Below are 25,500 nucleotides of genomic sequence, written 5' to 3'. Positions count from 1 at the left end.
TTGAGAATAGCTTACATCAAGAGGGAAAAGGGAATGATTGAAATATCAGGTCTCGCTAAACGCTTTACGGTGGAGAACCCGAAAAAGCTTAGCGAACAAGAGAAGAAGGACCCGCGTTTAAAAGGGCGTTATTTTCAGTCAGTAAGGGATGTGTCTTTTACTTGCGAAAAAGGTCAGGTTCTGGGACTGCTAGGGCCTAACGGCGCAGGTAAAACCACTACTTTGCGTATGCTTTCAACGGCGCTTAAACCCGACAGCGGTAAAGTGCTCATTGGTGGTGAGGACGTACTTTCTAACCCCAACATTGCGCGAAAGAAAATTGGTTTTCTTTCCAGTTCAACAGGTCTATACGGCCGTTTAAGTGGGCGTGAAAATATTAGCTACTTCGGTGAGCTACACGGCATTTCAAAAAATGTAATTAATGCACGTATTGAAGAGTTAGCTGATTTGCTCGACATGCAAACCTTCCTTGATAGACGAGCGGAGAATTTTTCATCAGGCATGAAACAAAAAGTGTCGATTGCCCGTGCGGTTATTCATGAACCAGAGTTGGTGGTTCTCGATGAGCCTACAACTGGCCTTGATATTATGGCAACCAGTACGGTAATGGAATTCATTCAACGTCTTAAGGATAAAGGTACACCGGTAATCTTCTCTACCCACCACCTCGACGAAGTACAAACTCTTTGTGACAAAGTAACAGTCATTAATCAAGGAGAAACAGTATTTAACGATTCGCTTGCCGCCTTTAGTGCACTTTCTGGTAATGGTGCAGAGGCTGGACAAATGCATAAGAGCTTCCTAAAAACACTTTCAATGGATTCTGAGGAGATGGGTAATGTGGTTAATCTTTAAAAAGGAGTTCAAAGAGCTATTAAGGGATAAAAAGACCATCATATTTATGATTGGTTTACCGCTTTTATTATTCCCAGCTATTTTCGGTGTCGCGTTCTTTTTCATGAGTTCAGCGGCGGACAAAGCTGAAAATAAAGTACTGAAATACGCGATAGTTGGTGAAGCGTATGCGCCAGCAATTGTACAGTCTTTTGACGATGCATCAGATAAATTCGAATCGGTTGCGATTGGTGATGAGACTGACTACGCCAAACTCATTAAAAACGAAACGTTAGACTTTGTGTTGGTTATACCAGAGAGTTTCGATAGTGACGTATTAAGTTCAGGGCAACATAAGATTCAGCTTTATTTAAACGATGCAGGCCTTAACAAAGTTATGGGGCGTGTTTCCGATATTATTGATGAATATACAGACGCGTTTCAACAAAGCGCGTTTGCACAGCTAAACCTTGACGAAACTCAGCAAGAGGCTTTACTAAAACCAATCAAAATAGAAAAGCAAAATGTGGCGGATGATCGCGAAGTGTGGGGGGAACGTTTAGGCGGTATGCTGCCTTACTTTATATTCATCTTGTGCCTACAAGGTGCAATGGCGCCAGCTTCAGATTTGGGCGCAGGTGAAAAAGAACGTGGTACCTTAGAAACCTTGCTTATATCGCCAATGGACCGTCACAAGTTGGTATTGGGCAAGTTCTTTACGGTAGCCACCGCAGGCATTGTTACTGCGCTAATAACGGTGTCTTCCATGGCCATATGGGGGCTAGTGCTATCCCAAGGCATGGCCGTTGAATTTGTGGTAGAGATCATGTCAATGATAGGTCTTGTAGACTTCTTACTGATTTTCTTGATGTTAGTGCCAGTGGTCGCGGTATTTGCGGCGGTATTGTTATCGCTTTCTATTTATGCCCGCTCTTTTAAAGAAGCGCAAAGCTATATGGGGTCACTAATTATGGTGGTTATCTTCCCCGTAATCATTGCGATGATGCCGGGGGTAGAGCTTAAAGGTGGCTGGGTTTGGGTACCGCTGACGAACGTTGCCCTTGCTATGAAAGAACTGTTTAAAGGTACCATGGACTATTTCGCGCTATTTGGCATATTTACGTCTACGGCAGTCATCGCGGCAGGTCTTATTTTCTTTTGTATCCATTGGTTCAACAAAGAAAAAGTACTGTTTAGATAGTCTGAAAAGTATTGAGTGAATAGCAAAAGAGCTCGCTTAAAGCGGGCTCTTTTTTACCTTCACACTTCAAAATCCACCCGTTTGATAATACCTTCCCACCCAGGAGGAATTTTCCCCTGTAAAACATACGAGTAAGCAAGAAGTTCCGCTATGACGTAATAAAGTGACTCGGGTATGTCTTGCCCTACATCTAATGTGGTGAGAACTTCACTTAGATACGGGTCTTCATGAATAAGAATTCCAGTTTCTTCAGCCATAGCGATTATTGCCTCAGCTAAGTCTCCATACCCCTTAGAAACTACCTTCGGCGCATTTTTCTTGTCGCCGCCGTCGTATTTTAGGCCAATAGCGCGTTTTGTCTTTTGAGAATCAGTCATACTCCTTCTACCTATACCCTAGTTTCAAATATTTGATGAGGACGTGTGTTTAACGTTTCAGGAATATGGCCTCGCTGGTAACTTGTGTTTTCAACCACAAGTCCGAGAGAGGAAAGGCGTTTATGCAGGTAGGGTAGCGTATCACCAATACGCTTGAGCACTTCATCATTCGATGCATATAAGTCTAAGTTAATCGTGTCTTTATCAATCTTTGACTTCGCCAATACTTGACCGCTATCGCCAATGTCTAGCTTCATCGTGATATTCCAAAGCGAGCGCTGGCCTGTTTGTGCGTGTTTATGTCTCTGCCCACTTTGGTCACGCTTTATCAAGAGCTCAGGCGGACTGTGATGTTGTGAAAGCGACGGTAACACATAATAGAAACTATCTTGTCCTTGAATACGGGAATCGACACTCGCAACTTTACTTTGCTGATGACTGCTTAGTAAGGTTTTAAGTTGAGAAAGCAACTGCTGTCGCCCGTCTAACTGGTTCATGTCTTGGCTAACACGACTTGGTTGGGTGGTCACTCCCATATTCGATAGCGTCTTAGAAACGATAGAGTCGGGTGCATCTATTTGGGTTTTTAAGCTAGGCTGTCTTTGCATGGCACGGCCTGCTAGCGCTAGCTGAACTAACGCAACCATGCCTTGTACGAAACTTGATGAACTTACAGGCGATGTTAAATTAATTGGAGTCGTCACCAATGCTTGTGTTGAGATAAGCTGCTGCAAGCGTTGGGATAAACCTTGGTCGTTCATGTCTAGTGCGAGTTTTTTAGGTCCGCCATTAACGTCACTGGTAGTATTTACGCTCTCTCCCATGAAGCTTTCGCTTGCTTTAACTCCAGCAAGAGGCTTATCGGTATCAGAAATAATAGGAGGGACTTCTGCGCCCTTACTTTGTATAGCAGTCAATTGTTGAGCAATACTACTCAGTAAACTATTCGATAATCCTTTTGCTTGTGTGCTTAGGGACTGAGCTAGGGAGGCAAGTGAAACCTGTGATACAGAGGGCGATTTACTTCCACTATCCTTTACTTGGATTCCCACCGTTTCTTCAGACCCATTGGTCTTCGACTGCTTTAACGCATTTGCCGCCGCCATCAATTGCTCAATAGTAGGCTTAGGAGGCCCGATAAAGTCACCATTAATAGCTCTGGCTTGCGAAGGTTTGGCGTTAAGGGCATCAAGGCCTTTTAGCTGCTGCAATATTTTATCAATATGCTGTACTTCAGGTACTTTGGTCGCACCGCCATCTTGCGATAACTTTCCATTTTCAACAATAGTGACGAGTTGGCTTAACGCTTGGTTTGTATTGCCCGTCTGGCTTAGTAAGACTCGAGAAAGGGCGGTGATCGCCCTGTGCACATCCGAGCCTTTAAGTGATGTGGGGGCTTCTTTATCAATGTGTGCGACACTAGATGTGATACTTCCAGCACCTCTATCTGAGACAGTCTCGACCCCTTTTGCGTTTACTTTGGGAAGTTGTGACAGATCGAGTTTGTTTACCTGCTCTGCGTTTAAAGAGGGAATGGCTAAGGAAGATGAGCTACTCTGAGGCAAGCTTATTTGTAATAACGGACTTTGTTGCACTGTACGTATGGAAAGTTTGCTATCAATCAAGGTTAGCGCAGATACAGCTTTCAATGCGCCGGGGTTGATGCTTGAACTTTTTATAACAGCATTAAGACTTGGAGGGTTATTGGAATTGTGCTCAATGGCAACGCCACCTTGCCTAATCGAACTTGCGATAACCTGCTGTTGTAAATTAGCATTTATATTTTTGTGTGTAATGGTGGCGAGATTACCGGCGTTAACTCTTGGGTCATTGCCTGCTTTAGAAATTCCCTGAGAAATCTGAAGTGTGATATGGCCATTACTTTCTCTACTTAGCCTTAAGACAACTTGCTGTCCAAGCAGCTTTTGAAGTGCTGTTTTAGCGGCACTATCAAGCTTTGCAGTACTTATGTCCTTAAGCGGCAGGACATCGCTTTTGGAGGTGTTAATTTGGAGCTGGCCGAAGCTCTCGCTTTTTGTTGAAATAGCGAGTTCACCTTTTAGGGTTACGGCAGCATTATTTGCAGCAAGCGTTTTTGCCACTGCTTTAAACAAATCTGCTTTATCAGGGGGCGTTAATACGGCGTTCTGTTGCGAGGAAGTTGTAAAAAGCAGTACCGCACGCTGAGCACCAGATTGGTCAGGTAGAGTACTTTGAGGCAAAAGTGCAAGCTGAGCATTGTTAATTACTTGTTTTGGCAGTTTTGCATCTGTCTCGGCGGGTAAAACAATATTTAGTGTCTGTGAAGCTGAAACAGCACTACTTGATGGAATATTATTTACCGGGGCGCTTATCGCTAATACCCGTTCGGGCAAGCGTTCAACTATTACTTTTGCCGCATTATCTAACGCGGCAGCCTGAGACAGTGTGGCATTAGTAATAGCGGGAGACATACTTCCTTTTTGCCCTTGAGCCGCAGCGTTTACACTTCCTGCTTGTGATAAGGATGCTGAAGCCGAGCCAGAAGATGGATTCGAAGCGGCTGCCAATAGTGATGATAATGGTGTTGTCATGATTGTAATATCGGCACGGTGGCGCTTTTCCTTACTAATTAAAGTATAGCAAAGCTATTAAGGGCTGTTTCCAGTTTACGCATGGCCACCAATAGAAAAGAGAAAAGCTTCCCATTAAAGGCAAGAGAACTTAAATGAAAATGCCTTTGTCGTTGAAGTAAATCATATTTAATTGGAATTCACGACTGCGAAAAAGCGTTCGTGTGGTAGACTAGCGCCATTTTTTATAACCTCTTCTGAACGTTGGAGTAGCTAGGCAGTGTTAGAGGCGCGCGGGTTAACATGCAGCAAACGAGACAGGACCCTTTTTGAAGGTCTTTCACTTGCCGTTAGTGCTGGTGAATTGCTGTATTTGCGTGGACCTAATGGCGCAGGGAAGACCAGCTTGCTACGCATTCTCACAGGGCTGAGCTCACCTGACTTAGGTACCGTTTTTTATCAAGGAACAGACGTATCTAAGGAGAAGTCAGGCTATTACCATGAGCTCCTTTATCTAGGTCACAAAAGCGGCACTAATGGAAGCCTTTCGGCATTAGATAACCTGTCGTTCTGGTTAGCTCAGCACAAGGTGTCGGTGCCAGTTAACACAATATATGACGTATTAGAAAAAGTTGGGTTAGTTGGTCTTGAAGACGTGCCTGTTAGGTATTTGTCGGCAGGTCAGCAACGTCGTGTAGCGCTATCAAGAATATGGCTTAAGCCAGCAAAGGTGTGGATATTAGATGAACCCTTTACAGCACTTGATGTAAAAGGAGTGCACATGCTTGAAACTAGCATGAAAGAGCACGTAGGTCGCGGCGGTCTCATCATTACTACTTCGCATCAACCCCTTTCAGAAACCGCTGGGGAACACCGTGTATTCGACTTGGAGTACCGCTTCTAATGTCACTTTATCAAGGTATTTTTAAGCGCGACATGCAGATTGCGTTCAAGCAAAAAGCGGAATTGGTGCAACCACTGATGTTTTTAACCATGGTAGTGACTTTGTTTCCGTTAGGCGTTAGTCCGTCTCCCGATACCCTGCAGCGCATTGGGCCAGGGGTAATTTGGATTGCGGCAATTTTATCTTCGCTCATGGCGATGGAAAGGCTGTTTCGCGATGACTTTCAAGACGGTTCGTTAGAGCAGTACATGCTTTCTGGCATGGCGTTGCCAGCGGTAAGCGCGGTGAAAGTGACCGTACATTGGCTGGTTAGTTTCGTGCCCTTATTTTTGCTTTCCCCGTTATTAGCGATGTTTTTGAATTTAACAGTCGATATGTATATTGCGCTTGTTTTAACTTTGCTGCTGGGTACGCCGCTACTTTCTCTAATTGGTGCCATTGCGGTAGGACTTACCGTTGGATTGCAAAAAGGCGGGGTACTTTTAGCACTGTTACTTATCCCTGTCTTTATTCCTTTACTGATATTTGCCACGTCGGCTGTGGATTCTGCCGCACTGCAATTACCTTATCATGCGCAACTTGCTATTATTGCCGCCATGCTTTTATTGGCTGCGGCATTGGCACCGTTTGCCATCGCGTATTCTTTAAAAGTGAGTCAAAACTAATGTGGAAGTGGTTACACCCCTACGCAAAAACAGAGCGTGCGTACCAGCTTTGTTTAACTTTACAGCCTTGGTTTTGGGTTGGTGCTTTAGTGTGTTTGAGTATAGGCACTGTATGGGGGCTTGCCTTTGCACCCCAAGATTATCAGCAAGGTGATTCGTTTCGTATTATTTACATTCACGTGCCTAGCGCCATTTTGTCTATGGGAACTTATGTTGCTATGGCAATTGCAGCCCTAGTGGGTATGGTTTGGCAGTGGCGTACTGCTTATATGAGCATGATTGCCATGGCGCCTATCGGCGCAGTAATGACCTTTATCGCTCTTTTCACTGGCGCCGCTTGGGGTAAACCTATGTGGGGCGCTTGGTGGGTGTGGGATGCGCGACTGACGTCAGAGCTTATTCTGCTTTTCTTGTATATGGGGGTTATAGCCCTTTACGGTGCATTTGAAGACAAACAGCAGGCGGGTAAAGCCGCAGGCGTAATGGCTCTTGTTGGTGTTGTAAATATCCCCATTATTCATTACTCAGTAGAGTGGTGGAACACGTTACATCAAGGCGCAACAATCAGTAAATTTGACAACCCTTCGATTGCGCCTGAAATGTTGTGGCCGCTCTTAATTAACTTACTGGGGTTTGCTTTCTTTATTGGTGCTGTAACCACAGTGCGTCTACGCAACGAGATTGTATTACGAGAAATGCACAGGCCTTGGGTACAAGCGTTGGCAATGAAAGCAATGTCAAAGCATCAAAGCGATACGGCAAGTACATTTGAGAAAGAGGGCAATTAAGATGCAGTTTGAGTCCTTTGCCGATTTTTTAGCTATGGGTGGCTATGCGTTTTACGTATGGCTGTCGTTTGGCGTTACTTTTGTGGCAATGGCCATAATCGCCGTACAAAGTTTTATTAAACATCGCGACCTTTTAAAGCAGGTAGTGGTGGAAAAAGAACGCAAAGCGCGCATTAAAAAAGCGCGACAGCAACAGCAAGACAGCGCCTAGTTTAACGTTAAAGTTGACTTGGCATTTGTTTGCGTTTTTATCGTTTATTAGTTTTTTCGAAGTGAGAGTTGCATGAACCCGAGACGAAAGCAGCGATTGACCGTAGTAGGAATTATCGGTTTTTTAATAGTAAGTGCAATTGGATTGATGCTTTACGCTCTAAACGACAGTATTGACCTTTTTTATACGCCCAGCGAAATCATTGAAGGTAAAAACGGCCAGAAACCGCAGGTTGGCCAGCGTCTTCGTATAGGCGGTATGGTGGTACCTGGTAGTGTGAAAAGGGATCAAGAAAGCTTAGCTGTGAGCTTTGATCTTATCGATACGGGCCCAACGGTTACCGTGACTTATACCGGTATCCTTCCTGATTTGTTCCGCGAAGGTCAGGGCATTGTAGCAACGGGTGTACTCACTGGCGCGAGCAACATTAAAGCGCAGGAAGTGCTGGCGAAGCACGATGAAGAATACATGCCGCCTGAACTCGCAGAAAAAATGAAAGGCATTAAGCACGTTAAACCTGAAAACATGCCTTCATACGAGTCGTCTAACGGCACTGGAGGCAAATAATTTATGGTGCCTGAGATTGGAAATATAGCGCTAACGTTAGCATTGGTATTGTCTATTTTATTAGCCGTTTATCCTCTATGGGGGGCGCATCGTCAGCATGAAACGTTAATGGCTACCGCCAAACCGTTAGCCATTGGCTTGTTTACGTTTACGCTTATTGCCTATGTGTGCTTGACCTATGCGTTCGTAACCGATGATTTCAGTGTGGCTTACGTTGCGCAGCATTCAAATAGCCGGCTTCCTATTTATTATAAGATTACCGCTGTATGGGGCGGTCATGAGGGCTCTTTCCTACTGTGGGTATTGATGCTTTCAATCTGGACAGTGGCTGTTGCGATATTCAGCAAGGGAATACCTCTTGCTATGGTCGCTAGAGTACTGTCGGTATTAGGCATGGTAGGCATTGGTTTTTACTTATTTATGCTGCTTACCTCAAACCCTTTTAACAGCATGCTGCCGTTTTTCCCAGTTGACGGACGAGATCTGAATCCGCTGCTGCAAGATTTTGGTATGATCATTCACCCGCCTATGCTTTATATGGGCTATGTAGGCTTTTCTGTCGCTTTCGCGTTTGCTATCTCGGCGCTTATCTCGGGTCAGTTAGATTCAACCTGGGCGCGTTGGTCAAGGCCTTGGGTTATCTCTGCCTGGGCGTTTCTGACTGTAGGCATTGCACTAGGTAGCTGGTGGGCGTATTACGAACTTGGCTGGGGCGGCTGGTGGTTCTGGGACCCAGTAGAAAATGCCTCGTTTATGCCTTGGTTGGTAGGTACGGCCCTGATGCACTCGCTAGCCGTGACCGAAAAGCGAAAGGCGTTTAAATCATGGACAGTGCTACTTGCAATTGCCGCATTTAGTTTAAGTTTATTAGGTACCTTCTTAGTACGTTCTGGGGTCATCGTTTCGGTGCACTCTTTTGCAAGCGATCCTACTCGAGGCTTGTTCATCTTAGGCATATTGATTGTACTTAGCGGTTTTGGATTGCTGCTTTATGCCATGCGTGCGGCTTCGCTTAAAAGCCCTGGACGCTACCAAGCCTTTTCTCGAGAAGTGCTGTTAATGGGCAACAATGTCTTTTTATGTGCAGCAACATTAGTTGTTCTTCTCGGTACGCTACTGCCTCTTGTTCACAAAGAATTAGGCTTAGGCAGTATTTCTGTAGGCGCGCCGTTCTTTAACCAAATGTTCACCTTGTTGATTGTGCCCTTTGTCTTGATGCTAGGGCTTGGTCCGCTAACGCGTTGGAAGCAGCAAAAAGCCAGTGAACTGCAAAAACAACTGTTAGTTGCAGGTGGAATTGCGCTAAGCGCAGGTGTACTAGTGAACTTTGCCTACGACGAGCCAACTTACATGGGCGTGTTGGGCATGGTCTTAGTGTTTTGGATCCTCGTCACCACAGTGCAAGAAGTCATGCAGCGTTTATCAGCTATGCCTTCAAATAGCTCTGATAATGCATCGGTACTATCTAAACTTCGCAAACTTACACCAAGCCACTGGGGCATGGTGTTGGGCCACGTTGGCTTTGCTATCTGCATTATCGGTATTACCCTTGTTTCAAACTACGAAATGGAGCGGGATGTTCGCATGGACATTGGCGATACCGTTTCTCTAGGTGGTTATGATTTTAACTTTAAAGACGTACGTAAAGTACAGGGCCCGAACTTTGAAGCGGACAAGGGCGTATTCGACGTTTATAAAAACGGCGAATTAATCGCGCATTTAGAGCCTGAGAAACGTTTGTATATTGTTCAGCGCATGCCAATGACAGAAGCGGCTATCCATTCAAACCTAGCACGAGACTTATTTATTGCTATGGGTGAACCGTTAGATAACGGTGCTTGGGCTATTCGTATTTACATTAAACCGTTTGTTATCTGGCTATGGGCGGGTGCGGTAGTAATGGCGATAGGCGGCATTTTCTCCATTAGCGACAAGCGTTACCGTATGGCTAAGGTGAAAAAGATAAAGCGAGTATTTGGTGGCAATAATGACGTGAACTCATCGACAGGCAATGAGCAAGCATCCGTTGTTTCAAATACTTCAGTGAAAGGAGACGCGTAATGAAAAAAGCTCCACTTGTTGCCATTCCATTAGTGTTGTTTTCTTTGCTGGTTGTTTTCTTATTCAAAGGGCTTTTTTCTGACCCTAGAGAGCTAGACTCTCAAGTTCAAGATAAAACATTACCTGCTTTCTCACTGCCAGATCTTATGCAGCCAGATGTAACCTATACCCCAGAAGATTTAAAAGGGAAGGTGACTATCTTGAATGTATGGGGTGTATGGTGTGTGACTTGCGCTGTCGAAATGCCGTATCTTACCCAGCTTAAGAATGAGCAAAATGTTCACATTGTGGGGTTGTATTTCGACCAGGATTTAGACCCGGATTTTGGCACAAAAACACTTAGTCGCGTTCAGCAAGAAGTCACCGACATGCTCAGCCGCTATGGCAACCCTTACGCATACAATATCTTTGATGTTTATCGCGATACTTCCCTTGATCTTGGCGTTACTGGTGCACCAGAGCACTTTGTGATTGATGCTGAAGGCATTATACGTATGCATCACATAGGCGATATTAATGAGCGCGTGTGGAATTCAAAAATTGGTCCGCTTTACAATAAGCTAGTTGCCGAAGCGTCTGGCAAAGTAAGTGAAGATAGGAAAGTGGACGTTGATGCTGTGATGAGTGATGGCCAACGTGTTCAAGGAGGTGAGTGAGGATGTTAGCTAGAAATGCTACCCATATACCTTGTGAAGCCTATAAGGTTGGTAAAGATGTGCATGTTGCTCACAATATAACTATCAACTTTTCCGTTTTTAAAACGCTAGTGACTAGGTTTTTTGCCCTTTTGCTGATAGTTGGCGCTTTCTCGGTACACGCCGCTGAAGATAAATTTACCTTTGACACTTCAGCACAACGTGAGAGCTTTTTAAAACTTACCGCTGAACTGCGTTGTCCTATGTGTCAAAACCAGAATATTGCCGATAGCGACGCCATGATTGCCCACGACATGCGCCGAAAAGTATACACCTTACTCAAACAGGGCAAAACAGAGCAGGAAGTCATTGAATTTATGAAGTCGCGCTATGGCGACTTTGTCCATTACCAACCGCCTGTTACGGCTGCGACACTGTGGCTTTGGGCTGGCCCCGTATTGTTTATATTCATTGCCTTGTTGGTTGTAATTCGCCGGAAATCGGTAACGCCACCTGAAGATATGGCCGCTAAGTTAGCCAAAGCAGACAAAATGTTGGAGCAAGAGAAAGAATGAGTTGGTCTGAGTTTTATATTATTGTTTCAGGCTTAATCACGCTTGTTCTTTTAATTGTTGCTTTTCCATGGCTTCGCAATAAAAATCACGCAAAACAAGACAGTTTAAGCAATACGCAAATTGTTAAGCAGCGCCTTGCTGAACTTGACCGCGAGGTGCAAGAAGGGCTTATTAGTGAGCACGACAAGCGTCAGGCGGTTGATGAACTTAAACTGGCGCTAGTGGATGAAAGTGCATTTCACCAAAACAAAACCGGTAACGCTAAATTGCCACTGGCAATAGGTGGTCTACTTGCTGTGTTATGTGGAGCAATTGTGTATTCGCAAGTTAACCAGATGGAACGTGTTGCGAAAGCCCAGCAGTCTATTGAAGCGCTACCCGAGCTGAGTCAGCAACTTGCCAGCGGTAACGCGAACAATTTGACTCAGCAAGATATCGCAAGCCTTGCCTTAGCTATACGCCAGCGTTTGCGAGAAGAGCCCGAAGACGATACAGGCTGGATGTATTTTGGCAGATTGATGCTGAGTGTTGGGCAAGAAGTGCAGGCTATTGAGGCTATTGATAAAGCTGTGAGCTTGGCACCTTCTAATTCAGCTAACCGTATTACACTTGCTCAGGCTTTAATGACCACGGGTGATGTAAATAACTTGGAACGTGCGCAATCTATCTTATTAGGCTTGCTTAATGATAACCCTGAGAATGATAATCTCGCGCTTATGATGGCAGTGGTGTCGGCTCAACTTGGTGATCTTAATAATACTCGCCGTTTTTATCAGCAAGTTGAAGGTAAACTGCCAGCAGATAGCGATATGGCCCAGCGTTTAGTTGCGCGTATAAGAGAGCTTGAGGGAAATACCACCGAAATGGTAGCGTTACAACGCTCGGATGCAGAACCTACGGATGAGACGGATATACAAGGCGATAACGAGCAAGCCCTTACAGGTTTTGCCATCACCGTTAATTTGTCCGATAACGCTGAAGCAAGCGCGCCTAAAGAAGGCTTTTTAATTGTGTTTGCTCAAGATGCCAACTCAGATAATAGAATGCCTGCTGCAGTGGTTAAGTTGCCAATAGATGACTTTCCGGTTTCTGTAACATTATCTACCGAAAACGCTATGATGCCACAATTTACACTTGCTGCGCTTTCTGATGTAGTGGTTACCGCAAGGCTATCGGAAGATGGCAATGTTGCGGTAGCTGAGGGAGAGTGGCAGGGAAGTGTAAACGCAAGCGTTACTGCCAATCAGCTATCTTCACTAAGCATTATTATTGATAAGGAATTATAAGTATGGACTTGTCTAAATCACTCGCGACCGGGTTGATTATTGCCGCAGGTTTTCTAGGAGGCTGTGCGACCAATGATGCGCAGTCTCAATCGCAGGAGGCTAAGTCAAATACTGCTGTAGTAGATACATCAGACCCACGAGATCCGCTTGAACCGGTTAACCGAGAGATTTGGGACTTCAACTGGGATGTATTGGATGCCTATATTTTACGCCCTATCACAGTTACCTACGTTACCGTGATGCCTCAGCCTGCACGAACTGGTTTGGTGAACATCACGGATAACCTACAAGAGCCTGCAAACTTTTTGAATAATATGTTTCAAGGCAAGGTTGATGATGGCTTAGATAGCTTGGCTCGCTTTTTAATTAACACCACAGTAGGGTTAGTTGGCACCTTTGATGTCGCGTCAAAAATTGGCATTGAGCGTAAACGCGAGCAGTTTGGTGAAACTCTGGCTGTGTGGGGTGTTGATACAGGGCCTTTCTTAATGCTGCCCTTTTTAGGCCCAAGCGATCCGCGAAGCTTTACCGGTGATTATGTTGACGGTTTTGCGTTTCCAATGTCGTTACTCGAAGGTTCCGTAAACTTAGCGCGCATTGGTATTTCGGTACTGGAAACAAGAGCGCAATTACTTGATCAAGAGGCGCAGCTAGAGCAGTCAGTTGATGACTATGCTTTTGTGAAAAATGCTTACTTTGAAAACTTGGAGTTTCGCGTTACCGACGGAAAAAGCGGCGATAAAGCTATTGATGATGAGCAGCTAGACGACTTTGCTGATTTTGAAGCAATGCTGGAAGGCAATGACTTTGATAGCTATGAAGAAGCGTCAGAGGAAGCTGTCGACGAGCCTACAGATTCAGAAGATGCGTCAGCTGATGACAGTGAAAAAGCTAAGCTAAAAGAAAAAGACTCGAAGTCGAAAGACGGCAATTAGAGAGTAGAGTAATAAATAGGACGAATTCGGGTAAAATTCGGGGGAAGGGGTTATTTAGTATTATCTAATCTCAACCTCAACTTCAACGTCATCCTAGCTATAATGCTCAAACAAAAAAGCCATGCTCAACAGCATGGCTTTGTTATTATTGGTATGTGAACAAGCTTATTAGCAGCGTTCAAACGACAAACTAGTCCTTTGGATAGCCCATAGGGTTTTGCGACTGCCAGTTCCATGTGTCTGCGCACATGTCTTCTAAGCCTTTTTCAGCATGCCAGTTAAGTTCTGTGGCCGCTTTCGTTGGGTCGGCATAACAGGCTGCCACATCGCCGCTTCTACGCGGGGCAATCTTATAAGATACAGTTTTACCCGAACCTTTTTCGAAAGCTTTAATCATTTCGATGACTGAATAGCCTTGACCCGTACCTAGATTGTATTTATCTAGCCCCATATTTAGGTTAAGTCGATCGAGCGCTTTTAAGTGACCGTTTGCAAGATCTACAACATGGATGTAGTCGCGAACGCCAGTGCCATCAACAGTATCGTAATCATCACCAAATACGCTTAGCTGCTCTAGCTTACCGGTGGCTACCTGAGAGATATAAGGCATTAAGTTGTTTGGAATGCCATTAGGGTCTTCACCAATTTGGCCAGACTCATGCGCGCCAACTGGGTTAAAGTAGCGAAGTAATACTATGTTCCATTCGTTGTCCGATACGTAAAGATCGCTAAGCATATGTTCAACCATTAGCTTAGACATACCGTAAGGGTTTGTCGGTTGGCCTGTAGCCATGTCTTCGCGTAGCGGTAGCGATGCTGGGTCGCCGTAAACCGTAGCAGAGGAGCTAAATACAATATTCTTTACATTGTGCTTCTGCATGGCTTTACATAGCGTCAACGTGCCGTACACGTTGTTTTCGTAATACGAAAGGGGCTTTTGCACAGATTCGCCTACGGCTTTTAACCCTGCAAAATGAATGACGGCAAAAATATTATGCTCGCTGAAGATGTCATCTAAGACTGCAGTGTCGCGAATATCGCCTTGAACAAATGTCACTGACTTGCCTGTCAGTGTTTCTACGCGACGCAACGACTCAGCACTTGAATTGGCTAGGTTGTCCAGTACGACAACGCCGTAGTTTTGTTCAAGTAACTGTAGAACTGTGTGGCTACCTATATAGCCGGCACCACCAGTGACTAGGATGGTCTTCATGCATTCTCCTTGCTAGACGGTTGCGCAATGTATTTAGCGCATATGGAATATTGAATAGGTTTTATAACCAATGGATAAACTAAAAATACCACAAAAGCCCAGAGTAACGAGGTCCAATTTGATGCGGTTTGAAGAATAAGAGCAAACACAGGCACGATAACAAGTAGCTTTAGAACATTCAGTAAGGTCTTTTCTGGAACCGTAAGCCGTTTAGCTGCCTTGTCGAGCAACTTAACGCGCTCTGTTAAAGGAAGACCTTGTAAGGCAGGAATGTCTCTCGTAGAAAAATAAAACTTCATAGGTTTGCTCTAAGCCTTTATTTCGAAACCTTAAATAAAAAACCGCCGGAACGTTACGTTGCGGCGGTTATTGTAGGGTAATTGGTCAGCACTTAAAACATGCTAACAACAAATTACGCTTTTTCTTCAATACCTGCTTTTTCCCAGAAACGAGACTTAAAGCTCATTAAGCCAATCACAATAGCAATGGCAATACTAAATAGGGCAATTTGAAGATACAGGTCTGGCATCTGCTCAACCTTCTCTGGATCAAAGTTACCAGAAAGCAGGCCAGCAATAATGTTACCGATAGAGTAGGTTAGTACAAACACCCCCATCATTTGCCCTGCAAAACGTTTAGGCGATAGTTTACTTACGGCGCTTAGTGCAACTGGGCTTAGGCAAAGCTCACCAACCGTGTGCAAGAAGTAAGTAGTAACCAGCCACATAGGCGCAACTTTAAGGCCTTGTGCTGCGTATTGTGACGCCATAAACATTACCAAGAAGCCCGATGCCATAATAACGATACCGATAGCACACTTAATAGTGTACGACGGGTCTATCATTCGCTTCGCAAGGTTAATCCAGAGGGCGGCGAAGAAAGGCGACAAAATGATGATGAATAGCGAGTTTGAAAGCTGGAACCATACGGTTGGAATTGCATCCATTCCGAATAGGGACGTAATAAGCGAACCGCTTTCAAGTACACGGTCGGTATAGTTCTGAGCGAATAGGTTTAACGAAGAGCCTGCTTGCTCAAAACCAGACCAGAAGCACGCAGACGCTACACACACTAAAAACAGCGCCCACATGCGCTTCTTCTCGTTGTCGCTTAGTTGGCCTTTAAAATAAATAAAGCCGAAATAAAGGAAGAAGATGACCGTAAAGGCAACGGCAACCTGTTGAGCAAGGGCAACAGGCTCAATAACGATGGTACCCATGTGCGCAAGTACAATGACAACAACTGCGAGTGCAACTACTGCCCATACGCTCATCCATGCACGCTGTTTAGCGGCACCTTGATATGGGTTGGCAGGCGCAACAGAGTCAGCCGATAACGAACGGTTACTGAAGTAATATTGAATTAGGCCAATAGCCATACCAATAGCAGCTGCACCGAATGCATAGTGCCAGCCCCAATTTTCCTGTAAATAACCAGTCACTAGGTAGGCGATAAGAGAGCCAATGTTAATACCCATGTAATACAGCGCATAGCCGCTGTCACGACGGCCATCATCCTCACCATATTGCTGACCAACCATGGCTGAAATATTGGGTTTAAGTAAGCCTGTGCCTGAAGCGACAAGAATTAGGCCGACAAAGAATAAATTTTGTAAGTCTATCGCAAGCACTACGTGACCGGCGAAAATGATAATGCCGCCGTACCATACAGCGCTTTTACCACCGATCAAGCGGTCAGCTAGCCAACCACCTGGCAACCCTAAAAAGTATACCGCGCCAGTGTATAGGCCGTAGATAGCGCCAGCCGTTGCAACGGTAAAACCTAACCCTTGGGTTTGTAAGCTTGCTGTCATGAAAAGAACAAGTAGCGCGCGCATTCCGTAATAACTCATGCGCTCCCACATTTCTGTAAAGAATAGCGTTCTTAGGCCCCCTGGATGGCCGAAAAAGCTAGTATCGTTAGATGGTTTCATAATTATATTTTAATTCCATATTGCTTATGGTTGTTATTGTAGAGCACTTATAGGATAGGCTCTTTGATAGTAGTCCGTAAGGCGGATAGCTTCTTATACTAGAGCTTGCTTAAAGACACAAGATTTGGGCGACAAACTACATTAAAGCGGTGTCAATTGACCAAGTCTTAATCGACTTAGCCAATTGACAAAAGGGTTTGCTGAAAGGGAGTCCCTAAAGTTCGCGGATGGTCGCCACTACAATTCTTACAATTCCGTAAATAAGCAGCAATGACACACCGAAAAGAACCAGGTTATAGATAACCGTTGGGTAAGCATTATCGTCTGGAAGGGTAGGCGATTCTACCGTGACCAAGTGTTGCAGTTTTTGATATGCCTCTACGCGCGCATTCTCAAGGGTGATAAGCGATGAAGAATACGCTTGAATAGAAAGCTGAAGCTGAACCTGCAGGTTACTGTATTGTGCCATAAGCTCACTCACTGACAGTGCCTCGCTTTCACCTTCAGCAGTACTGATTCGCTCTTTCTGCTTTTCTACTTCTTTTTGAAGTGCAGCTATTTCACGCTTAATGTTAATCACTTCAGGTGCGACATTAGACATCATGGTCGACATGGTACTTAGCTCAGCTTTTTTCTGGGCAAGGGTTGCCTCTAATGAAAAAGCAATTTGCTGAAACGCTGCGCCTTCAGCAGTAGGGTCAAGCACGTTGTATTTAGATTGAAAACCTAAAATTTCAGTCTTTGCTTGCTGAAGCTTTTGTTCAACGATTTCATGTTCACCTTTAGCAAAAGTGAGTTTTGATTTCGCCAAGTTGTTATTGATGTTGTTGATAAACTCTTCTGCCTTATCAACAATAGCCTGGTTGATTATTTGCGCATATTCCGCATCAAAGGCACGGGTACGCAGGCTGATTACAGAAGACGCTGAATCGACGCTTACTTCAATATGATTTAAGTAAAACTGGTAAAAGTCTTCTTGCTTATGAGAAGACGACAGGCCGCTAAACATATCAGCTTTGTCTGACATGTAATGCTCTCGAAGGCCAATAGTCTCATCTAGATACTTAATCATATCGGCAGATTGAATATAAGCTTCTACAAGCTGACTTTCTGTGCCGCCTGATGCACCAGAAACACCAGCAGCCATCAATAGGGAAGATGGGTCAAAGCTGCTGCCGCCATCGCTTGATTTAACGATAAGTTGGCTTTTACTTTCGTATTGTGGTGCCGCCCATAGAACAAGGTATGCGGCATACAGTACCCATGGAAGTACAAGCAACAGCATTTTGTGTTTACTTAGAAGGGCATTGAGCTGTGTAAGAGATTTTTCCACTGTGATTTGAACCTATTTAAGTGATTTCTTATTGTCTGCATCCTGCGTATAAACGTCGATGCCTTCTTCGAGATCGTGATAATAAGTGAGTTTTCCATCGTCAATGATGACGGCAGAAGTACAGAATTCGCGGATTTGGTCAAGTTCATGGCTTACCATAATAACGCCGGCTTGCTCGCTTTTTTCCTTAAGCGATAAACGCGCTTTTTTTCTGAAAAGCGGATCGCCTACTGATGTCGCTTCATCGATAAGGTAAATATCGAAATTAATATTCATGCAGCACGCAAATACGAGTTTGGCCCGCATGCCTGAAGAGTAATTTTTTACAGGGAGGTCGAAACGTGCGCCGAGTTCGGCAAATTCTTGCACTTTTTCTTCGTATTCTGCGAGCGACTTGACGTTATTAATTCTCCCCACGAAGCGCGTATTCTCACGCCCCGTCATTTGAGCATGAACGCCGGTTTGTAGCGCAACTGGCCAGGACATAGATTTGTTGGTTAAAACACGACCTCTGTCAGGATATTCGCTTTTGGCTAGCATCCGAAATAGTGTGGACTTACCCGCCCCATTTTTACCTAAGATCGCGACATTATTTTCCGTAGGAAAATCAAAATTCAAATTTTTGAAGATATATTGAGGGCCCATTTTACTGGGATAGCTCTTAGTTAAATTCTCAATCCTTATCATCGAGACAATACCTTCTTCCACGTAATGTGATACATAGACAAGCTTAGAAAAAGAAATACCACTGTCACTTCAACGACAAAACTGAAAGACACGCCTTTAGTGCCGTAAGATTCAAAGCAAGCGTAGCGTGCCAATTCGATAAAGTGAACTAACGGATTCCATGTTAAAAATGGCCACATCTCTTCAGGTATGTCCTGCAAACTAAAAAATACACACGAAATAAACATGAGTGGGCGTGTTGCAATTGACTTAATTTTATCAACTTCGGGAATGAAAGCTGAGGCAATAGCGAAAATCAGTCCAATTGAAATTGAAAATACCCAGAGAAGTAAAAATAAAGTTAATAAAAGTAAAGGGTCGTAGATAACAAAAGTCTGATCCATCAGGAATAGAGACAGCGTTAATAATAAAACTACAACAACCTTGATTGAAAACTCAAGAAAACCAGCGGTCAATACGGATGTTATCGGTTGGACTTGACGGAAAGCATATAAGGGTTTGTTCCGCTTTATAGATGTTGACACAGATTGTAGACATGTAGTGAGCGATTGAAGACCTACCATACCAATCATCATAAATATAAACAGTGGTATGGTGTGAATCTCGTTACCACTTACAATTCCTCTCATTGCGGACAGCGCGAAAATAAACGCAAAGGGCTCTAAAAATGCCCAGCCTAAGCCAAATTTATCGTTAAATTTACTTTGAAGCTCACGCAGGAAAAGCGCGAATATCACGCCTCTCCATGCGTAGAGCTGGTCTTTAAACGTTACCATGCTTAGTTAGTAGCAACGTTAGCTGCAATAGCAATTTGATAAACGATTTGGGTGATATCTTTAACAGCTTGCAGTACTTTGGTATCAATTGCAGGCAGAACGATAATCTGATCCCCTGGCTCAAGCCTGCTTTCGTCGCTTGAAAGGAATGAATCGTTCACGCTAGAAAAAGTAACGTTCCCATTTTTGCGAACAATAAGTATACGCTCGTCTTCAGCGCGTTCAGTAAAGCCGCCAGCCCAAGCTACGTAATCTTCAGTAGTTGCATCTGGGTTAAATACTACAGATTGCGGTAGTAGTACTTCACCGCCTACATGTATCAAGTCAGTCACTTCAGGAATGACGATGGTGTCATTAGGTTCAAGCAAAATATTTGCTATGTCGCCGTTTTCAGATACAACAACACGGCCTTGGGGCTCTACTTGCCTTGCTCGAGCAATAAAGTCTGCCACAAGCTGTGCTTCTTGAGCGCGTATAGCACCTTCACCCGTCGAGCTTATAGGTGCGGTATACATGCTTCTCTCAAGACGCTGTAGACCTTCTTCAATGATTTCCTTTTGCTTGACGGCAACACTTTCTCTAAGTAGGTAGATATTTTGCGTGTCAGATAGCGTGGTATCAGCTTCGATATGGTCTAACACGTCAAGTAAGCGTGCACCTTTGTCAACCATGATTTGTGATGCGCCTGCGAAGGCGCCAGCAACATTGATTCGATATATTTGCGGCTCATGGTCCGCAATGTATTCTACCGTGTCGCCTGCACTTAGTTCTAAAGAAGCGAACTCTTTTAAATCTAAGTAGCGTGCGAACTGTTTATTATTGCGAACACCTGATACAGACGCATGAGAAGCGAACTCTCCGGGACGCGCAAAGTAATTAACCACGCCACCGTTTAGCTCTTCATTCAAAAATTCAAAGGTAAAGCTATTGCGAGCTCCCGTTTCAACAACAATAGTGTTGCCAATTGGGTGCACTAAAATAGTGTCGCCGTCTTTAAAGGATACCTCTGGAAGCTTTCCACTTCTGAAAAAGGCATACAAGTCTGCAGATGCGACGACCTTACCATTGCGAACGACATCTATTTGCCTAAAACTGCCGCGCTGGAAGTCAATGCCGCCTGCACGTTTCAAATAATAGAGCACACTATCTGAAGCAAGGCCGGCGTATTGACCGGGTCGCAATACTGGCCCTGATACAAATATAGACACTGGTGTCGATGTCAGTAGGTTTACGTAGACGTTCACATCGTTTGTGTAGACTTGCCTAATTTTTGCAGTAACTGTCTGGTTTACACTACCTGCCGGTGTATTCGCAACGCGGATAGGGCCGATGTTAGGAATAAAGATATTGCCTTGGTTGTCGACGGTAACTACGCTCGAGAAATTGACCGCGCCCCATAACCAAATATTTATTTTATCACCCGGTGCAACTAAATAATTGTCGTTTAAACCTGAACTGCGCTCTGACTCAAAACCACCTATAAAGAGGTTCGCAGCAAATGGAGGATTCTCCATAGGGGGTTGGGCAGGAAAAACCGTTTCAATAGTAGGTTCTCCAGGTAAATTTACACCGTTTCGCGGCTGAGTGGAAAATTGCCCCATCGAGTTTGCAGTACCTGTGGCGCCCGGCAGAGTTCGCTGTGTCGAGATACTAAGAGGAGAGACTGACTGCGCAGCGCCTCCGCTTTGCGATTGTTGAGCCCTTTCTCTTAGCTGCTGTAGTTGTTCGACACTTTGTGCGAAAACAGGTTGCAAAAGAAGGCAGCCAACTACTGCTGAACATGCTGTTACTGAAAGCGTTTTGATTGTGTTTTTTATATCCATAAACTTCATTAACTTATTCACCTTGCGCGGTTGCCGAAACTACGAGAGGAGAAACGACTTTCCATCGCCCATCCCGCTGGCAAGTGGTTACTTTGCGCTGCGCGCCCGTCGGAACCGAGTCACTGTCTTGTAAAGAAAAGCGGATACACTTATTGCCGGTGGCTGAAATGTAGTGTTTGGTGGCTGCGTAATCATAGTCACCAAAACGTATTGAAAAAGATTCTTTTTTATCGAAATAAATGTTGGCTTTTGGAATATTTATTGCAGACTCTTTTTCCGGTGCTAGGGAATATGCAAGAGAAGAGTGCACCAAGGGTATGTCAGCTTCGGTAACTGTAGGCGAGTTAGTACAACCTGCGGCGCTCACAATTAATGCGAACGGCAAAATTAAACGTTGGAATTGTTTGAACATTAGCTTTCATATCCATATAGCAATTTCGCGCTAGGATAACATAAGTTTCAAAAAAAGCATGTTTGCTATCGCAGTGGCGCTAAGTTTTAAGACTTCAAAATGACTATATTGTTATTGGAAAGTTCACAATGAGTAGGAAATTTAATAGTTAGTGAAATAATTGCGCTTGTGGTACGTCTACATTTTGTATTTGCGAGTAACTGAGATGTCACGAAACGGCTTCATGTGGCAGTTAGCGTAATATTTGTGCGTGGTAAGCGCAGTTAAAACTGTAACTATTACGAAATGTTTTGAAACGATAATTTTTCGATTGGGGTGGTTACTTAAACAAATGTTTTATATCATATGGCAGCTTTCGACCCGCATAGTTATAACGATAAACCCTCACCGCGCTGGAAGAAATGGAAGTTGTACAAATATGGAATCGATATTGAGCTTTTTAAACAAATTTACAAGTGCATTGGTCAGGCTGGAAAGCTCGCGTGTTTCGGTAACCGGTGACGAGAGGTTGTGTGTTTTATGCTAGCGTACTTGCAGTTCGTCCCGCTTTTTACTGCATTTTTCGTAGCCCTAATTCTTTTAGTGGTGATGACGCCTCTAGCGCATCAGTTTGGTTTAGTTGATCAACCTACAGCACGTAAGCGCCACGCAGGTATTGTCCCTTTAACAGGGGGCGTGGCTATATTTATGGCTGTACTTGTTGCAAGCGTCGCCACCGATGTGTGGATGAAAAATAACCCGCTATTTTTTACCGCATCTGCTTTTGTAGTTTTGCTTGGTATGCTGGACGACCGCTTTGACTTAAGTGCGAAAGGTCGCCTTATGTGTCAATTTGGCGTGGCCGCCATTATGGCATGGAGCGCGCAAAATTATATTACGTCGTTAGGCAATATCTTTGGCACTGGCGAGGTGCTTTTCGACCTCGGCGGCTATTTCTTCACCATCATTTGTGTTGTCGGTGTTATCAATGCATTTAACATGATAGACGGCATTGATGGTCTTGCAGGCGGTATGAGCTTGGTTATATTGCTTACCGTGGCAGGTTTTTTAATTTTCACTGGCAATGGCGTCTCTATTATGGAGCCACTTATTATTGTGGCTGCTATTGTTCCTTTCTTGGCGTTTAACCTGAGTTGGAAAGGGTTCAAAGGGAACAAGATATTTATGGGCGATGCAGGCAGTATGTTTGTCGGCCTCACCATTGTATGGCTACTTGTTGATCACACCCAAGGTGAAACGGCTGCGTTTAGACCTATAACGGCGGTGTGGCTTGTTGGGCTTCCCTTGATGGATATGGCTGCAATCATGTACCGTCGAGCGCGCAAGGGGCAGTCTATGTTGAAACCAGACAGGCAGCACCTTCACAACATTTTCATGCGAGCAGGGTTAAGCAGTAGGCAGTCACTGGTTGCAATATTGTGTCTAGGCGCGTGCTATTGCCTTATCGGTATATTAGGCGAAGTTTATCAAGTACCTGAAGCGTTTATGTTCTATGGTTTTATTGGGCTTCTAGTCGTCTATAGTCTTGTGATTCAGCATATATGGAGCGTACTTCGCTTTATTAAGCAAGTCAGGACCTAGATTCGGTAAAACCCATAGCAGGTTGCATAAAATCTCTGTAACATACTGTCGAAAAAGAAGCGCGTAAAAGCGCTTTTATTTCCTCTGTTACTTTTATTGCTGGTAAATAATTCTTGATAAATCAATTCTCCGTCATTCACAACCAAAACAAAAAGAAGCATGTTGAATCGATTGTCGCAATGGCCGTTTATCAAGCTGACAATGCGAAATGGTTGCGAGAGGCTATCGAGAGTATAACAGGCCAAACTTATACCGATTTTCTCTTTATCATTGTTATCGACGGGCCGGTTCCAGGGCCCATTACTCAAGTACTTCAACACGCTGCAAAAAATGACGATAGAATTATATTGGCGCAAAATAGCCAAAATATCGGTCTTGCAAGTAGTATGAATTCTGCCATCGATTTTGGCTTGCAGTATACCCCCTCTTATTTTGTGAGAATGGACGCAGACGATATATCCGAAGAACACAGACTTTTGCGCCAAATCACTTACCTAAATCGGCATAGCAATATTTCGGTTCTAGGCTCAGCGCTCACTGAAATAAATGAAAGCGGGAAAAAAGTCGGAGCGAGAGTAATGCCTGCTTCACACAAACAAATAACCCGAATACTACCTAGGCGCTGCTCGCTAAATCACCCTACAGTGGTGATTCGTTACAACGTGTTTCATGATGGACACAGATACAATGGCGACTTACTTAACACACAAGATTATTTTTTCTGGGTTTCACTAGCTTCACAAGGTTATATCTTTAGAAACCTGAAGGACAGATTATTAAAGTTTAGAAGAGTGAATAACTTCTATAAGCGGCGTGGGCTGAGCAAGTCTCTCAATGAGTTTAGAGCGCGCATCTTTGCGATCACTAAATTAAAACAGTTTTCACCCTATAACTTTTTTTATGCTTGCGGTGTCTTATCACTGCGATTGATGCCAGGGAAAGTGGTCAAATTAGCATACAAGCTCGACAGACATTTGTTAGAGAGGTTTGGTAAGCATTGAAAACAGGGATTGTCGTAATACTTTATAACCCCGATATTGACCACCTTACTAATGTGATTCAGGCTTTTTCGGCTCCAGAATGGGATTTAGTGCTAGTTGATAATTCAGCTAATGCTAATGAAGGTTTGAATACATCTAGCTGCACTTACATTCATTGTGGAACCAATCTGGGTATTGCTAAAGCTCAAAATATAGGTTTGGAAAAGCTTTTTGATAAAGCTGTTGAATACGCTTTCCTGCTCGACCAAGATAGCCAGTTTACACCTAGCATTGCCAATGAATTATTAGGCCAATTTACTACTTTGGAGCAAGAAGTGCCTATCGCCGCTATAGGTCCCTCTATTTACTGTCAATTTTCTGATTGTGTTGATCAGGGTGTGCTTCAAAAGGGTAAAAAGGTCTCCGATAGCTTGAAGGAAGTGAAACAAATTATTGCCTCAGGCATGCTTATCTCTCGTCGTGCTTTTGAGAAAGTGGGCGGAAAAGAAGAGGCACTTTTCATAGATGGTGTCGATCATGAATGGTGCTGGCGAGCGCGAGCTAAGGGTATGGTCATTTACCAGTCGTTGAGCGCTTGTATGCCTCATCGTCAAGGCGACGATAGAGTGAAGGTATGTGGTGTTATGTTTAAGCAAGGTGCTCCCATTAGACTCTACTATCAGTTTCGCAACGTACTTATTCTTGCCCGACGTAGCTACGTTCCGCTTTATTGGAAGCTCCGTCATGTTTGTGCAATACCCGTAAGGTATCTTGTTAATCGATTTTGCTTTGGGCAGGGAAAAGCGAGAGGTCAATATATGCTTCACGGGTTAAAAGATGGTTTTATGCGTAACGGCGGTCCTATTCGATCAAACAAGTGGGCTAAATAAGCGTCGCTAATCAGCTACTTCTAACCGATTGGATCGTAAGTAAAGTGAAAAATATACTCACTGCTCTTTCACTGAATTGGTGCATTAGATATTATTTATCCCAAATTTTGTGCATTAATGAGCGAAAAATAACCGTAATGCCCATTTTCAAGACATAAATGCTCTAAAAGGGTAATTGGAACATCGATTGCATTACTCTTTTGTATAATAGCGAATATAGATAAGCTTAAGAAATAACTGACGGCAAGGCGCCGACTTGAGCGAGTAACTAGGATTTTAAA

The 25,500-nt window shown here is 44.1% G+C and carries 25 protein-coding genes; 15 read left to right on the top strand and 10 right to left on the bottom strand.

Features of this window, described 5'->3' with window-relative positions:
• Positions 1 to 33 precede the first annotated feature (33 nt).
• Positions 34 to 855 carry an ATP-binding cassette domain-containing protein gene (locus ACYX4N_RS16890; protein ID WP_474808407.1) on the top strand — a complete coding sequence of 274 codons (822 nt, stop codon included), beginning with the start codon at positions 34 to 36 and terminating at the stop codon, positions 853 to 855.
• Entirely contained in the window at positions 839 to 2,035 is a 1,197-nt protein-coding gene (locus tag ACYX4N_RS16885; protein ID WP_476054841.1) for an ABC transporter permease, read from the top strand. Before ACYX4N_RS16890 ends, ACYX4N_RS16885 begins: the two co-directional genes overlap by 17 nt.
• 59 nt (positions 2,036 to 2,094) lie before the next feature.
• Here the strand turns inward: ACYX4N_RS16885 and ACYX4N_RS16880 are convergent, their stop codons facing one another.
• On the bottom strand, positions 2,095 to 2,412 hold the full coding sequence (locus ACYX4N_RS16880) for an EscU/YscU/HrcU family type III secretion system export apparatus switch protein (RefSeq protein ID WP_025254245.1): 318 nt from the start codon (positions 2,410 to 2,412) through the stop codon (positions 2,095 to 2,097).
• Positions 2,413 to 2,423: 11 nt separating this feature from the next.
• Positions 2,424 to 4,985 carry a flagellar hook-length control protein FliK gene (locus ACYX4N_RS16875; RefSeq protein WP_476054838.1) on the bottom strand — a complete coding sequence of 854 codons (2,562 nt, stop codon included), beginning with the start codon at positions 4,983 to 4,985 and terminating at the stop codon, positions 2,424 to 2,426.
• Between the two features lie 259 nt (positions 4,986 to 5,244).
• On the opposite strand from ACYX4N_RS16875, the gene ccmA reads away from it, so the two are divergent.
• The 10 genes from ccmA (at position 5,245) to ACYX4N_RS16825 (ending at position 13,591) form a co-directional block, all read left to right on the top strand.
• Positions 5,245 to 5,868: a cytochrome c biogenesis heme-transporting ATPase CcmA gene (gene ccmA / locus ACYX4N_RS16870; protein WP_476054837.1), complete on the top strand. Its 624-nt coding sequence runs from the start codon at positions 5,245 to 5,247 to the stop codon at positions 5,866 to 5,868.
• A complete protein-coding gene (ccmB, locus tag ACYX4N_RS16865; protein ID WP_474853910.1) occupies positions 5,868 to 6,533 on the top strand; it encodes a heme exporter protein CcmB in 666 nt (221 codons plus the stop codon). Before ccmA ends, ccmB begins: the two co-directional genes overlap by 1 nt.
• Positions 6,533 to 7,321, top strand: coding sequence for a heme ABC transporter permease (locus tag ACYX4N_RS16860; protein WP_334048302.1), 789 nt, complete (start codon positions 6,533 to 6,535; stop codon positions 7,319 to 7,321). The genes ccmB and ACYX4N_RS16860 overlap by 1 nt, the downstream gene beginning before the upstream one ends.
• A 1-nt stretch (position 7,322) precedes the next feature.
• Positions 7,323 to 7,532 (top strand): heme exporter protein CcmD, encoded by a 210-nt coding sequence (gene ccmD, locus ACYX4N_RS16855; protein ID WP_476054835.1) that lies wholly within the window; start codon positions 7,323 to 7,325, stop codon positions 7,530 to 7,532.
• A gap of 72 nt (positions 7,533 to 7,604) precedes the next feature.
• Positions 7,605 to 8,099 carry a cytochrome c maturation protein CcmE gene (gene ccmE, locus ACYX4N_RS16850; protein ID WP_476054833.1) on the top strand — a complete coding sequence of 165 codons (495 nt, stop codon included), beginning with the start codon at positions 7,605 to 7,607 and terminating at the stop codon, positions 8,097 to 8,099.
• A 3-nt stretch (positions 8,100 to 8,102) separates the two neighbouring features.
• Positions 8,103 to 10,160: a heme lyase CcmF/NrfE family subunit gene (locus tag ACYX4N_RS16845; protein WP_474808394.1), complete on the top strand. Its 2,058-nt coding sequence runs from the start codon at positions 8,103 to 8,105 to the stop codon at positions 10,158 to 10,160.
• The gene (locus ACYX4N_RS16840) at positions 10,160 to 10,816 is read left to right on the top strand and encodes a redoxin family protein (RefSeq protein WP_474808392.1); all 657 of its coding nucleotides are present in this window, start codon (positions 10,160 to 10,162) and stop codon (positions 10,814 to 10,816) included. The genes ACYX4N_RS16845 and ACYX4N_RS16840 overlap by 1 nt, the downstream gene beginning before the upstream one ends.
• 110 nt (positions 10,817 to 10,926) lie before the next feature.
• A complete protein-coding gene (locus ACYX4N_RS16835; protein WP_232091276.1) occupies positions 10,927 to 11,370 on the top strand; it encodes a cytochrome c-type biogenesis protein in 444 nt (147 codons plus the stop codon).
• Complete coding sequence (ccmI, locus tag ACYX4N_RS16830) at positions 11,367 to 12,656, top strand: c-type cytochrome biogenesis protein CcmI (protein WP_474808388.1); 1,290 nt, start codon at positions 11,367 to 11,369, stop codon at positions 12,654 to 12,656. Before ACYX4N_RS16835 ends, ccmI begins: the two co-directional genes overlap by 4 nt.
• A gap of 2 nt (positions 12,657 to 12,658) precedes the next feature.
• Positions 12,659 to 13,591 (top strand): MlaA family lipoprotein, encoded by a 933-nt coding sequence (locus ACYX4N_RS16825; protein ID WP_476054832.1) that lies wholly within the window; start codon positions 12,659 to 12,661, stop codon positions 13,589 to 13,591.
• A 190-nt stretch (positions 13,592 to 13,781) separates the two neighbouring features.
• Here the strand turns inward: ACYX4N_RS16825 and galE are convergent, their stop codons facing one another.
• The 8 genes from galE to ACYX4N_RS16785 form a co-directional block, all read right to left on the bottom strand.
• Entirely contained in the window at positions 13,782 to 14,804 is a 1,023-nt protein-coding gene (gene galE, locus ACYX4N_RS16820) for a UDP-glucose 4-epimerase GalE (RefSeq protein ID WP_334057312.1), read from the bottom strand.
• Entirely contained in the window at positions 14,801 to 15,103 is a 303-nt protein-coding gene (locus ACYX4N_RS16815; RefSeq protein WP_474808384.1) for a DUF6170 family protein, read from the bottom strand. The genes galE and ACYX4N_RS16815 overlap by 4 nt, the downstream gene beginning before the upstream one ends.
• Before the next feature lie 113 nt (positions 15,104 to 15,216).
• Positions 15,217 to 16,737: a peptide MFS transporter gene (locus tag ACYX4N_RS16810; RefSeq protein WP_474808382.1), complete on the bottom strand. Its 1,521-nt coding sequence runs from the start codon at positions 16,735 to 16,737 to the stop codon at positions 15,217 to 15,219.
• A 214-nt stretch (positions 16,738 to 16,951) separates the two neighbouring features.
• Complete coding sequence (locus ACYX4N_RS16805) at positions 16,952 to 18,070, bottom strand: KpsE/RkpR family capsule polysaccharide export protein (protein ID WP_476054830.1); 1,119 nt, start codon at positions 18,068 to 18,070, stop codon at positions 16,952 to 16,954.
• A gap of 12 nt (positions 18,071 to 18,082) precedes the next feature.
• On the bottom strand, positions 18,083 to 18,757 hold the full coding sequence (locus tag ACYX4N_RS16800; protein WP_476054829.1) for an ABC transporter ATP-binding protein: 675 nt from the start codon (positions 18,755 to 18,757) through the stop codon (positions 18,083 to 18,085).
• The gene (locus ACYX4N_RS16795; protein ID WP_476054827.1) at positions 18,754 to 19,533 is read right to left on the bottom strand and encodes an ABC transporter permease; all 780 of its coding nucleotides are present in this window, start codon (positions 19,531 to 19,533) and stop codon (positions 18,754 to 18,756) included. The genes ACYX4N_RS16800 and ACYX4N_RS16795 overlap by 4 nt, the downstream gene beginning before the upstream one ends.
• Before the next feature lie 2 nt (positions 19,534 to 19,535).
• Positions 19,536 to 21,365: a polysaccharide biosynthesis/export family protein gene (locus ACYX4N_RS16790; RefSeq protein ID WP_476054826.1), complete on the bottom strand. Its 1,830-nt coding sequence runs from the start codon at positions 21,363 to 21,365 to the stop codon at positions 19,536 to 19,538.
• Between the two features lie 4 nt (positions 21,366 to 21,369).
• Positions 21,370 to 21,768: a hypothetical protein gene (locus tag ACYX4N_RS16785; RefSeq protein ID WP_474853929.1), complete on the bottom strand. Its 399-nt coding sequence runs from the start codon at positions 21,766 to 21,768 to the stop codon at positions 21,370 to 21,372.
• Positions 21,769 to 22,287: 519 nt separating this feature from the next.
• Between ACYX4N_RS16785 and wecA the strand changes: the two genes are divergently transcribed.
• The 3 genes from wecA to ACYX4N_RS16770 all read left to right on the top strand — a co-directional run bounded on the left by wecA (position 22,288) and on the right by ACYX4N_RS16770 (position 25,219).
• Positions 22,288 to 23,349: a UDP-N-acetylglucosamine--undecaprenyl-phosphate N-acetylglucosaminephosphotransferase gene (gene wecA, locus ACYX4N_RS16780; protein WP_476054824.1), complete on the top strand. Its 1,062-nt coding sequence runs from the start codon at positions 22,288 to 22,290 to the stop codon at positions 23,347 to 23,349.
• 113 nt (positions 23,350 to 23,462) lie between these two features.
• Positions 23,463 to 24,350: a glycosyltransferase gene (locus tag ACYX4N_RS16775; RefSeq protein WP_476054822.1), complete on the top strand. Its 888-nt coding sequence runs from the start codon at positions 23,463 to 23,465 to the stop codon at positions 24,348 to 24,350.
• A complete protein-coding gene (locus ACYX4N_RS16770) occupies positions 24,347 to 25,219 on the top strand; it encodes a glycosyltransferase family 2 protein (protein ID WP_476054821.1) in 873 nt (290 codons plus the stop codon). Before ACYX4N_RS16775 ends, ACYX4N_RS16770 begins: the two co-directional genes overlap by 4 nt.
• The last annotated feature ends 281 nt before the right edge of the window (positions 25,220 to 25,500 follow it).

This window comes from Alteromonas sp. ABH4_452, from assembly GCF_056311825.1.
This window is presented reverse-complemented; position numbering and strand designations above follow the sequence as displayed.